Source organism: Undibacterium paludis (genome assembly GCF_022568815.1).
Classification (GTDB): Bacteria; Pseudomonadota; Gammaproteobacteria; order Burkholderiales; family Burkholderiaceae_D; genus Undibacterium.
This window is the reverse complement of the sequence record NZ_JAKZHX010000001.1, coordinates 876,265-887,873: the sequence shown is the minus strand read 5'-3', so window position 1 is coordinate 887,873 and position 11,609 is coordinate 876,265. Positions and strand designations below refer to the sequence as shown.

General features: G+C 53.8%; 7 protein-coding genes. 5 read left to right on the top strand and 2 right to left on the bottom strand.

Translation table 11 applies throughout. The annotated features are described in order from the left end of the window. The first annotated feature begins 99 nt into the window (after window positions 1-99). From LZ463_RS03950 to LZ463_RS03940, 3 genes are all read left to right on the top strand, one after another. Complete coding sequence (locus LZ463_RS03950; RefSeq protein WP_241454042.1) at window positions 100-621, top strand: hypothetical protein; 522 nt, start codon at window positions 100-102, stop codon at window positions 619-621. After that, window positions 621-1,367: a hypothetical protein gene (locus tag LZ463_RS03945; protein WP_241454041.1), complete on the top strand. Its 747-nt coding sequence runs from the start codon at window positions 621-623 to the stop codon at window positions 1,365-1,367. Before LZ463_RS03950 ends, LZ463_RS03945 begins: the two co-directional genes overlap by 1 nt. A 330-nt stretch (window positions 1,368-1,697) precedes the next feature. Further along, window positions 1,698-6,458, top strand: a complete 4,761-nt coding sequence (locus tag LZ463_RS03940; RefSeq protein WP_241454040.1) for an NAD-glutamate dehydrogenase — start codon at window positions 1,698-1,700, stop codon at window positions 6,456-6,458. A 67-nt stretch (window positions 6,459-6,525) separates the two neighbouring features. On the opposite strand, the gene LZ463_RS03935 is transcribed toward LZ463_RS03940, so the two are convergent. Then, window positions 6,526-7,086 (bottom strand): SMI1/KNR4 family protein, encoded by a 561-nt coding sequence (locus tag LZ463_RS03935; RefSeq protein ID WP_241454038.1) that lies wholly within the window; start codon window positions 7,084-7,086, stop codon window positions 6,526-6,528. Next, entirely contained in the window at window positions 7,086-7,625 is a 540-nt protein-coding gene (locus LZ463_RS03930) for a hypothetical protein (protein WP_241454037.1), read from the bottom strand. Before LZ463_RS03930 ends, LZ463_RS03935 begins: the two co-directional genes overlap by 1 nt. Window positions 7,626-7,781: 156 nt before the next feature. On the opposite strand from LZ463_RS03930, the gene LZ463_RS03925 reads away from it, so the two are divergent. Together LZ463_RS03925 and LZ463_RS03920 are read left to right on the top strand one after the other, a co-directional pair. Continuing rightward, complete coding sequence (locus LZ463_RS03925; protein WP_241454036.1) at window positions 7,782-9,404, top strand: M28 family peptidase; 1,623 nt, start codon at window positions 7,782-7,784, stop codon at window positions 9,402-9,404. A gap of 107 nt (window positions 9,405-9,511) precedes the next feature. Next, entirely contained in the window at window positions 9,512-11,593 is a 2,082-nt protein-coding gene (locus LZ463_RS03920; protein ID WP_241454030.1) for a M13 family metallopeptidase, read from the top strand. Window positions 11,594-11,609: the final 16 nt, after the last annotated feature.

Below are 11,609 nucleotides of genomic sequence, written 5' to 3'. Positions count from 1 at the left end.
AAGCGGGCGGAATGTCTTTTGCCTGGTGGGGCCGGTTTTGCAGAATATTCCCGAACAGGAATACAATGCAGGACTGGCCCTTTTACCTAGAGATGGTGTATGACCGAAGCAAACCTGAGTGGCCCTGAAAACCTGCCGGACAGCCTGGCTGAAATGTTGCCCGTGGGGATGATTTCTGCCGGTGGCCTGGCTGCGGCTGCCATGGCCACGGTGGCACAACGCCAATTTGGCCAGGATGGCTGGCAAGCCTTCCACTATGAAAGAATCTCGGCCACGGAGTTTGAAATCACCGGTGGCATCGCCGTACAAACTTCGTCCGGTAGCGCCAGAAAGTTCCAGGGCGCCCACGATACCGTCATCATTCGCGAAGCCGATATCCTGGCTGAAATGCGCAGGCAGATCCCGGCGGACGTGGCAACACCACTGCCGGACGACATAGTGACAATACCGGTCTCACATGGCAAAACCGCAACACCCTTGCTTAAAGTGGTGTTTTCCCTGCCTGAAGATGAAGTTGGCCGACAAAGAATCTTGCGTGCCTTTCAATTGCAGGCCGACTTCTTTGGCGCCAAAGTGCAAGCCTGTTCCCTGCATGACGCCAGTCTGCTCAAGCTGGATTGATGCGCACTTTCATCAAACTGCTCATGCTGTCCAGTCTTTGCCTGTTGTTGCTGGCATTCTGGCGGCGTGATGCCTTACCACAGCCCGGTGAACTTGCCAGCGAACTATTGAATGAACCTGTACAGACCCAGATCAGCCAGTCAGCATTTGCAACCATTGTTGGTGGCGTCAATTACAAAGTCCAGCCCTTGTATGACTATGACCTGGTGGGACTGGTCGTCAGCAAACACAATGCCGATAGCTGGCTTGATTACCTGCATCGTGAAGCTAATGACCACCTCAACGTTGTCGATCTTTGTGTGGTCTGGGGGAGCAATGTGCGCAATTCCGCTTATCTCGACCTGACTTATTCCAGCGGTCAGTTTACCTGCTATGTGCAGGCAAATTCGGCCCAAGCCTATGCGGCATTTGACCCGACGGCGCTGTCGAACAACCATTTGCTGACAGACAAGGCAGAGCTGGCAAAAATCATGAAAAAGGTGGAAATCGGTGACCAGATTCATTTCCGTGGTCGCTTGTCCGAATATTCACATAATCACGGTTTTGCCTTCAAGCGGGGCACCAGCATAACACGTACCGATACCGGTAACGGCGCTTGCGAAACCGTGTTCATTGACAGCTTTGAGATTATAAAAAAAACCAGCCATTTGTGGCGCAACCTGGCCTGGCTGGCGGCGCTCCTGTTGCTGGCATCAATAGTCGCCTGGTTCATGCAGCCGGTGCGTTTTGATCGCATGCACCGATAGATTGTTGCGGCGCAGCGATAAAAAACTGTTGCTGCCTGTTCCTATGAGTTGTGTGGTTTTGTTTGTGGAAAAGCAAAAAACCGTTATTGAGGGGGGACGCAATGATTCCTGCATTTTGCCAGCATGTTTGCGCAAGTTTGTGCAAATACGCCTTACTTGGGGTTGCCCGGCAGCTGTTTGCCATATCCGGCATGATCGCCAGCAAATATTCTCTTCCTTTGTCACAGAAAAGCCATTTGTTTCCTCTTGCATAATAGAGGATACTTACTAAATCAGTGCGTTTCTACTGCACCTTTATCTCTCGTTATCTTCACATCAGAAGGAGAACGTATGACCATTTCCCACTTCGCTGAGCTGATTGCTTACGCGCAAGCGCATACCGGCCCGGCAAGCGAGCGCCAGGGTTCATTCATCACTGCCTATTTTGAAAATACTGACCCGGACGAAATCAGCGCCCGTGGTCCGGCAACCCTGTTCGCCCAGGCTAATGCGCACTGGCGTTTGCTGGATGCTCCACGCGCTGCGAATACACCCAAGATCAGGGTTTTCAACCCTACCCTGTCAGAAGACGGCTTCGTGAGCGACCATACCGTCGTGCAGATCGTCAATGACAATATGCCTTTCCTGGTGGATTCGGTAACGATGGCGATCAACCGCAGTGGCCGTACCGCACACTGGATAGTCCATCCGCTGATGAGCGTGGCGCGTGACGCCGACGGCGGTGTCACCTCGGTCAGTACGGTCGCCGCTGCGAAGGCTGCTGGTCGCGGCGACCCGGTCGAGTCATTAATCCTGGTGGAATGTGACCGCATCGTTGACCAGGCGGCGCAGCAGGCACTGGTTGAAGATTTAAAGAGTGTCTTGTCCGATGTGCGTGGTGCAGTCGTTGACTGGCAACCCATGCTGACCAGGGTCAGGGAAGTACGCAACGCCTGTGAAAAATATGCACGGGCACCGGAAAAACGTGACGAAGCCGGTGCTTTTCTGCAATGGCTGGAAGACCGGCATTTCACCTTCCTTGGTGCGCGTGACTATGACCTCAAGCGTGATGGCGACAATGTCAGCCTGGTTGCCCTGCCCGAGTCAGGTCTGGGGATCTTGCGCGGCCCGGTCAAGACTGCAGAGACCCATCTGCCACCGGAAGTCGTTGCCCTGATGGACTCGACCGAGATGGTGATGGTCACCAAGGCCATGACGCGTGCTACCGTGCACAGACCGGCCTGGCTCGACTATATCGCTGTCAAGCGTTTTGATGATGCTGGCAATGTGATCGGTGAATCGCGCTTTTTGGGTCTCTACACTTCGACAGCCTATTCCGAGCCTGTCGGCAATATCCCGCAGGTGCGCCAGCGTGTCGCGGATGTCATGAACAATTCCGGCGTGGTGCCAGAGAGTCATGCAGCCAAGTCCCTGCAAGCCATCCTTGATGATTACCCGCGTGACGAATTATTCCAGATTGATACCGCCACCCTGATGGATCATGCCATCGGCATCCTGCGTCTGCAGGAGCGTCAGCGCACCCGTGTGTTCCTGCGTCGCGATCCTTTTGGCCGCTTTACTTCGGCGCAGATATTCGTACCGCGTGACCGCTACAACACCGAGTTGCGCATCAAGATCGGCAATGAATTGATGATAGCCCTGAATGGGCAGTCGATAGAATTTACGCCCATGCTGACTGACAGTCCGCTGGCGCGCATTCACTACCTGGTCAGGGCAAAAGACCTGACGCCACAAAATGTTAACCTGACTTTGCTGGAAGCGCGTATCGCCAAGCTGTCGCAACGCTGGGAAGATGACTGCACCACAGAATTGCTGCGCTCTCACGGCGAAGGTATTGGCCTGAGCCTGGCCAACCGTTTTGCCTCTGCCTTCCCAACTGCATATCGCGAAGATTTTTCTGCCCTGGTTGGCGCTGAAGATGCCGAGATGCTGTCGGGTCTCAATGCGGCAGCGCCGATGATGGTCAAGCTGTATCGTCCGCTTGATGCCGGCCCCGGCATGTTGCGCTTCAAGATTTACAATACTGCCAAGGTGGCACTGTCAGACTCCTTGCCGGTCCTGGAACACATGGGTGCCAGGGTGCTGGACGAGCATCCTTACCAGATCGTCAGTGGTGCAGACACCTTGTGGATACATGATCTTGGTTTGCAATTGCCGGTCGCGACCGATCTGTCTGCCGTCAAATTGCGCTTTGAAGCACTGTTCTCGCAAGCCTGGGGTGGTGAAGTCGAAAGCGATGACCTGAATCGCCTGGTCCTGAGTACAACCCTCGATGCACGTTCCATTGCCGTGTTGCGTGCCTGTTCGCGTTACTTCAAGCAACTTGGGTTTGCCTATAGCCAGAACTACATAGAAGCGGCCCTGAACAAGAATGCTGCCATCACCCAGCTGATTGCGGAACTGTTCGGCGCCCGCTTCAAGCCCGACTATGTCGGTGATCGCGATGCTGCCCAAAAGCATATACGCGAACAGCTGGAAACGCAGATGAGTCAGGTGGCCAGCCTGGATGAAGACCGCATCCTGCGCCAGTTCATCGCCACCATCGTCGCAACGCTGCGCACGAATCTGTGGCAAACCACGGCCAGTGGTGCGTTCAAGCCTTACATGAGCTTCAAGCTCAATCCGCGTGAAGTACCGGGCGTGCCAGAACCCAAGCCTTTGTTCGAAATCTGGGTGTATTCACCGAGGGTAGAGGGCGTGCATCTGCGCGGTGGCAAGGTGGCCCGTGGCGGCTTGCGCTGGTCAGACAGGCGCGAAGACTTCCGTACGGAAATCCTTGGCCTGGTGAAAGCCCAGCAGGTCAAGAATACCGTCATCGTACCGGTCGGCTCCAAAGGTGGTTTTGTGTTGAAAAATGCACCGCCAGCCACCGAACGCGAAGCCTATCAGGCCGAAGGTGTGGCCTGCTACAAGATATTCCTGTCCGGCTTGCTTGATATCACCGATAACATCGTCAAAGGTGTTGTGGTGCCACCGCAAAAAGTGATACGTCATGATGCCGACGATCCTTATCTGGTGGTGGCAGCGGACAAGGGCACTGCGACTTTTTCTGATATTGCCAATGGCGTTTCTGCAGACTATGGCTTCTGGCTTGGTGATGCCTTTGCTTCTGGCGGCTCGGTCGGTTACGACCACAAGAAAATGGGCATTACTGCCCGTGGTGCGTGGGAGTCTGTCAAACGTAACTTCCGTTCGCTGGGAGTGAATACGCAAAATACCGCATTCACGGTAGCCGGCATTGGCGACATGTCGGGTGACGTATTTGGCAATGGCATGCTGCTGTCGCAGCATATCAAACTGGTCGCCGCATTTGACCACAGGCATATCTTCATTGATCCGTCCCCCGATGTCGCCACTTCATTTGCCGAACGCCAGCGCCTGTTCAATCTGCCGCGCTCAAGCTGGGATGATTATGACAAGAGCCTGATTTCTGCCGGCGGCGGTGTCTACCCGCGCAGTGCAAAATCCATCAGCCTGAGCCCTGAAGCACGCGCTGTACTCGGCATAGAAACCGCCGAACTGACACCGGTGGAATTATTGCGCGCCGTATTGCAGGCACCGGTTGATCTGCTCTATAACGGTGGCATAGGCACCTACGTCAAGGCTACCTTTGAAACCCATGCCCAGGTCGGTGACAAGGCTGGTGACGCCTTCCGCGTCAATGGCAATGAATTGCGTTGCAAGGTGCTGGCTGAAGGCGGTAATCTTGGCTGTACCCAGAATGGCCGCATAGAGTTTGCGCAAAAAGGCGGCCGCATCTATACCGACGCGATTGATAATTCTGCCGGTGTTGATTGTTCTGACCATGAAGTCAATATCAAAATCCTGCTTGGCGGCATCGTTGAAGCTGGTGACCTGACACTTAAACAGCGCAATGACCTGCTGGCGTCGATGACCGATGAGGTTGGTCACCTGGTGCTAACCGATAATTACTACCAGAGTCAGGCGCTAGATATTGCCGCCCACAGACCCTTGTACGTACTTGATGGCCAGCAGCGCCTGATGCAGTCACTGGAAAAGCAGGGCCGGTTGAACCGCGCCATTGAATATCTGCCCAGCGATGATGAAATTTTCCACCGCAAAGCCTTGAAGCAGGGTCTGACTGCACCAGAAGGTGCGGTGGTGCTGGCTTATGCCAAGATGTCGGTGTTCGATGAACTGGTTGCCAGCAATCTGCCTGATGATCCTTTCTTCAGCCGTGCACTCAAGGCGTATTTCCCGCAGGTACTGTCCGAGCGTTTTGCTGAAGCAATTGCCCATCACCCTCTTAAGCGTGAAATTATCGCCACCTTCATCACCAATACGGTGGTCAATCGTGCCGGTGCAACCTTCGTCAATTTCATTGCATCCGAAGCGGGCGCCACGGCGGCTGACGTCATACGTGCCTTCACCCTGGCGCGCGAGATTTTTGACCTGGAAGCCTTGTGGGATCAGATCGATGCGCTTGATTATGTGGTCGATTCCAAATTACAGCTCGATCTCCTGTCCAAGCTGATCGCGATTGCCCAACGGGCGTCACGCTGGATGTTGCGCATACGCTCGCAAAGCACTGACTTGCCTACACTGATACAACGCTATCAACCGGCTGCTCGCGAGCTGCGCTGGCAACTCGATGACTGGTTGCCAGCCAACGCCCGTGCCAGCTGGCAAAAAGAAGCAGAGGCATTGTCACAGGCCGGCGTAGAGGCGACCCTGGCACAAAACCTGACGGCACTGGAATACATCTTCCCGGCGCTTGATCTGGTGGATCTGGCGCAAAGCACCAATAGTGCGCTGGAACAGGTGGCCCGCGCTTACTTTGGCATTGATGACGAGCTCGGTCTGACCGGCTGGCGCAACCAGATCAATCGCCTGCCGACAGATACCCTGTGGCAGACCCAGGCGCGTGGCAGTGCACGTGATGACGTGTATTCCATCGCCAGCCAGATCACCCGTGGCCTCCTGTCACGCCAGGAAGAAATCGGCAACTGGCGCGCCCAGCATGGCGCAGCCATAGACAGGTTGACCAGCTTGCTCAGCACGATCAGCGCGCAGGGGCCGGACCTGGCGCCAGTGTCGGTAGCTTTGCGCGAGTTAAGGCATCTGGCCTGAGGTTTTTGAAGCCGCTGTTGCAAGCGCAATCCGATAAGAGCTCGCCTGTTCATGCAGGCGGGCTCTTCTATTCATCTCGGATGAATTCTTCGCTGTATTCCCTGAGCATATCGAGAGAGGCGCTCAGAAATGCATCGAACGAAGGCGCTACGTAATCAATGCAGTCAGGGTCATGTGTGAACGTAATGATCTGTCCTGCCTGGCCCTGCGCTGTTGGTGAAAAATCGAGTATCAGCAATAGTGTTGCGCCACCATAATTGGCAAATGGCAGCCAGCCTGGCTCATACCAGCCGGGGCTGATGCGCGCATCGCGAGGGCTGCTTTGCTCATACCGGTAGTTGGCGTATTGCGGACTGCTCCTTAGCATGCCTGCGCGTTCTTTCAATGCCTCATCAAGTGATAAAAAATCAAAACCGGTCAGGTAACCAGGTCTGGCAAACAGGCTTTGATAAGTGGCGCCGCCATTGCCGTGCAGCCAGGCGTTTTTCAATTCTACGGGCAGGCGGTAGCCATAGCTGCTTTCCAGTGCCGCAATTTCTTCAGGACTGGCAGGCGCCTGCAATTGCAGATTCACCTCAGCTTGCACATACAAGGCTGTGAGTTGCGCCAGGTAGTCTTTGAATTGCATTATTCTTTACCAGCAGGCACTGCCTTGCAGAAGGCGTCAAGTGTATAGTTTTGCATCGCCTTTTTCTTGCCATTGCTTTTTACCGGCTGCACGTGCAGGGCCTGCTTGTGGATTTTCCAGTGTGCGTAAGAGACATCTATCTCCTGCACCTTGCTGCAATCAGCGGTCCTGTAGAACACCAGGTAGTCATTTGAACCACTGTATTCGTGGGTCACCAGCATTTGCTCACCCTGGCTGACAAAGATGTCCTTTCTGACCCAGATGCCGCCATTGATATCGCATTGCGTCTTGGTGTCGGTATGGAAAACCTGCAGCGGCGGTTCGGGAAAAGCGTCAACGTCACCGGTATTCGCATCGTTGGAAAAACGCAGGTCAAGATGAGCAGTCTTGCCCTGGAAGGCGTCATATTTACCCTGTACCAGTGGTTTGATCGGAAGATTTTCCAGTATGCAATTGCCTGCATATACCGGACTTAAAAACAGGAAGGATAGCAGGGCCGATAAAGATGTCTTGAGGAGCATGGGGTTTGTTGATGTCATGGTTATACTTTCTACCGGGCTCAACTATATCTGATGTCATTGGCAAATCAGTCGCCATTCTTAGATTTTGACCGATTTTTTAGATATTTTTTGAACATATTCCTGTATCTGTACTCTAATCACCTTAAATTCACTCATTAATCCTGACTCCTCACCATGATAAAAATGATAGTCAAGCCCCTTGCTGCCCGTCTGGCAATCTGTGCGGGCCTGTGCCTGGCGGTTGCCGGTCATGCCTGTGCACAAACTGCCAAGGTAGACGAGAATGCCTTGCGCGCTCATCTGGCACTGATCTCATCTGACCTGTTTGAAGGTCGTGGCACAGGGCAGCGTGGCGGTGACCTGACAGTAGCCTATCTGGAGACGCAGGCACAGGTGCTGGGTTTGCAGCCAGCCAATGGTAAAAGTTTTCGCCAGGCTGTCAGCATACGCGGCGTGAAATCCCTGCCCGATGCCAGTACTGTGCATGTTGAGGCGGGTGGCAAAAAACTGGACTGGAACTTTGGCAATGACTGGATATGGGGCAGTGGTGACGCGTCTGTCAGTCAGCATTTTGATCATGAATTGCTGTTTGTCGGCTATGGTATCAAGGCTCCTGAAGAACAATGGGACGACTTCAAGGGTGTGGACTGCAAGGGCAAAATCCTGGTTGTCATGGTCAATGATCCGCAACCGACGGCAGAACAGCCGGAACGTTTTGGTGGCAAGGCCCTGACTTATTATGGCCGTCGCTCGTACAAGGCAGAAGAGGCCTTGCGTCGCGGAGCTGCAGGCGTTCTGCTGATTCATACCGATGTTTCGGCCAATATCAGTTGGGAAGTGCTCAAGAATGGCGCCGGTGAACAATTCCAGCTGGCCGGCGACAGCAAGGGCCTGCCCATGCAGGCATGGATCAGTGATGCTGCAGCACAGGCCCTGTTCAAGAATGCCGGGCTGGACCTGGATACCTTGCGTGCAGCAGCAGAAAAACAGGATTTCAAACCGGTAGCACTGGCGGCAAAAATCAAGGGCGAAGCAAGGTCTGCCGTGCGTCAGCTTGAACAATATAATATTGCCGGCCTGGTGCCTGGCACCGACCCTGATCTGAAGAATGAACTGGTGATATACAGTGCCCACTGGGACCATCTGGGCAAGCATGAAGGCAGCGCCGGTGACCTTATTTACAACGGTGCAATTGACAATGGCTCGGGTACGGCTGCCCTGCTGGCCATGGCAAAGGTGGCAGTAGTACAGCCAGCCAGACGAAGCCAGTTGTTTTTGTGGGTGGCGGCAGAAGAGCAGGGCCTGCTGGGCAGCGCCTGGTATGCCAGCCACCCTTTATGGCCACTGAACAGGACAGCCGCAGCCTTGAACCTCGATACCCTGAATTTTGTTGGCCGCACCAAAGACATCAGTGCCTTTGGCGCAGAACGCAGTGACCTTATCCTGGCTGCCGGCAAGGTGGCCAGGGACATGAATATGGTGGTGGCGCCACCGCGCATAGATGTCGCTGGCGGCTACTTCCGCAGCGACCATTTCAGCTTTGCCAAGGCTGGCGTACCGGCGTTTTCCATAGGCAGCGGACGTGATTACATCAAGGACCCGGAGGTGTCGCAAGAGAAAGCACGGGGCTATGGCAAACGTTATCACCAGGTGACAGATGAATATGATCCCGCCTGGGATTTGTCCGGCATGGCAGAACAGGCCCAGTTCACCCTGAATCTTGGTCGCGAAGTTGCCAATGCATCGCACATGCCAAGATGGAAGGAAAATGATCCATTTGGCAAAGTGAAGCGCTAGATCAGCCAGCATCATCAGTGCAAAAAATTGACGAAACCGGATGGCCATGACAGAAAAATTATCCGGGACCAATTGTTTTATAAAAATCAACATCACAAGAGAGAAAAATGCGTACAACATCATTCCGTTTGAAACCCCTGGTGCGCGTGTGCCTGCAAGTCATGCTGAGTGTCCCTGCGATATACGGCATACATGGCAGTGCGCAAGCTGCCGATGCCCCGGCGGCGACAAGCACGGCAGTGGCTGGCAATGGCATGGACAAGAGCGTCGCGCCAGGTGACGACTTCAACCGTTATGCCAACGGTGGTTGGGAAAAAACGGCGGTTATTCCCGACAGCAAGATCGCCGTCGGCATATTTGATGTCCTGACGGAAGAATCTGACGCCAAAGTCCTCAAGATCATAGAACAATCGACGAAGGCTGAAGCTGGCAGCGCAGCGCGCAAGGTCGGTGATTTTTACCAGTCCTACCTGAATATTGAACAAATCAACCAGCGCGGACTGGCGCCTTTGCAAGCCGAATTCGAGAGCATCGCGGCACTCAAAGACAAATCTGCCTTGTCAGCATATCTGGGCAAGCACCTGCGGGCTGATGTTGACCCTATCAACGCCACCAATGTCTTCACAGAAAACCTGTTCGGCTTATGGGTATCGCAAGGCTTGCATGACCATAGCAAATACATGCCTTACCTGTTGCAAGGTGGCCTGGGCCTGCCTGACCGTGAATACTATTTGTCCAGCAATCCCAAGATGGCTGAAATCCGCAAAAACTATCTTGAACATATCGCAGCCATGCTGAAGCTGGCCAATGTTGCAGATGCTGAACAGGCTGCAAAGCGCATCTTTGACCTGGAATTGAAGATCGCCAAGGGCCACGCCAATCGTGAAGCCACTTCAGATGTCATGAAGGCGGACAATACCTGGAGCAAGACTGATTTCAATAAAAAAGCCAAAGGCATGGACTGGGATGCCTATTTCAGTGCAGCTCAACTGGATGGGCAAGCCAGTTTCATCATCTGGCATCCGACTGCCTTGAAGGCCTCATCTGCACTGGTCGCGGCGACTCCGCTGGCGACCTGGCAAGACTATCTGCGTTTCCATACCGTGAACCAGCGTGTCCTGGTATTGCCGCAAGCTTTCTTTGAGCAGAAATTCAAGCTTAACAGCCTGATGAGCGGCGCTAAAACACCGGAACCACGCTGGAAATATGCCGTTGGTGCAACCAATAATGCCATCGGTGAAGAAATCGGCAAACTCTATGTGGCAGAAAATTTCTCACCAGAAGCCAAGGCACGCATCAATGGGATGGTCAGCAATATCCTGGCTGCTTTTGGCGAACGTGTCCAGGCCTTGAAATGGATGTCACCTGCTACCAAGCAGGAGGCTCTGGCCAAGATCAAATCAACTTATGTCGGTGTCGGCTATCCTGACAAATGGCGTGATTATTCCGGCTTGACGATTGATGTCAATGATGCTTACGGCAATCGTCAGCGCTCGGAAGATTTTGACTATAGCCGCGCCCTGGCAAAATTTGGTCAGCCGGTGGATGTAACAGAATGGTGCATGAATGCGCAACTGGTCAATGCGGTCAACATGCCGCTGCAAAACGCCATCAACTTCCCGGCAGCATATTTGCAGGCACCGAATTTTGATTTGAATGCCAGCGACGCGACCAATTATGGCGCATTGGGTGCAACCATAGGCCATGAGATCAGTCATAGTTTCGATAACTCCGGCGCCATGTTTGATGCAAAAGGCGAGTTGCGCAACTGGTGGACGAAGTCCGACCTGGCACATTTCAAGGCTTCATCCAAGGCCCTGATCGCCCAGTTCAATACTTACAAGCCTTTCCCTGATCTGGCCGTCAATGGCGCGCAAACACTTGGTGAAAACATCGCCGACCTGGCCGGTCTGATGGCAGCGTTTGATGCCTATCGCAGCTCCATGAAACAGAAAGGCCAGCCGGTGAGCAAGGAAACGGATCAGGAATTCTTTCTCGCCTATGCCAACAGCTGGCGTGGCAAGATGCGTGACGAGTATTTGCGCTCGGTGATCGTCACTAATGAACATGCGCCCGGACAATACCGTGTCCTGACTGTGCGTAACCTGGATGCCTGGTATGACGCATTTGATGTGCGGGCTGGTCAGAAGCTCTACCTGGCGCCCAAGGACAGGGTAAAGGTCTGGTAATCTGGCTTTAAAGAGA

Bases quoted from the DNA above. Each gene is read 5' to 3' on its own strand.
- LZ463_RS03925 (WP_241454036.1), top strand. From the start codon at position 7,782: ATGATAAAAATGATAGTCAAGCCCCTTGCTGCCCGTCTGGCAATCTGT.
- LZ463_RS03945 (WP_241454041.1), top strand. From the start codon at position 621: ATGCGCACTTTCATCAAACTGCTCATGCTGTCCAGTCTTTGCCTGTTG.
- LZ463_RS03940 (WP_241454040.1), top strand. From the start codon at position 1,698: ATGACCATTTCCCACTTCGCTGAGCTGATTGCTTACGCGCAAGCGCAT.
- LZ463_RS03935 (WP_241454038.1), bottom strand. From the start codon at position 7,086: ATGCAATTCAAAGACTACCTGGCGCAACTCACAGCCTTGTATGTGCAA.
- LZ463_RS03930 (WP_241454037.1), bottom strand. From the start codon at position 7,625: ATGACATCAACAAACCCCATGCTCCTCAAGACATCTTTATCGGCCCTG.
- LZ463_RS03950 (WP_241454042.1), top strand. From the start codon at position 100: ATGACCGAAGCAAACCTGAGTGGCCCTGAAAACCTGCCGGACAGCCTG.
- LZ463_RS03920 (WP_241454030.1), top strand. From the start codon at position 9,512: ATGCGTACAACATCATTCCGTTTGAAACCCCTGGTGCGCGTGTGCCTG.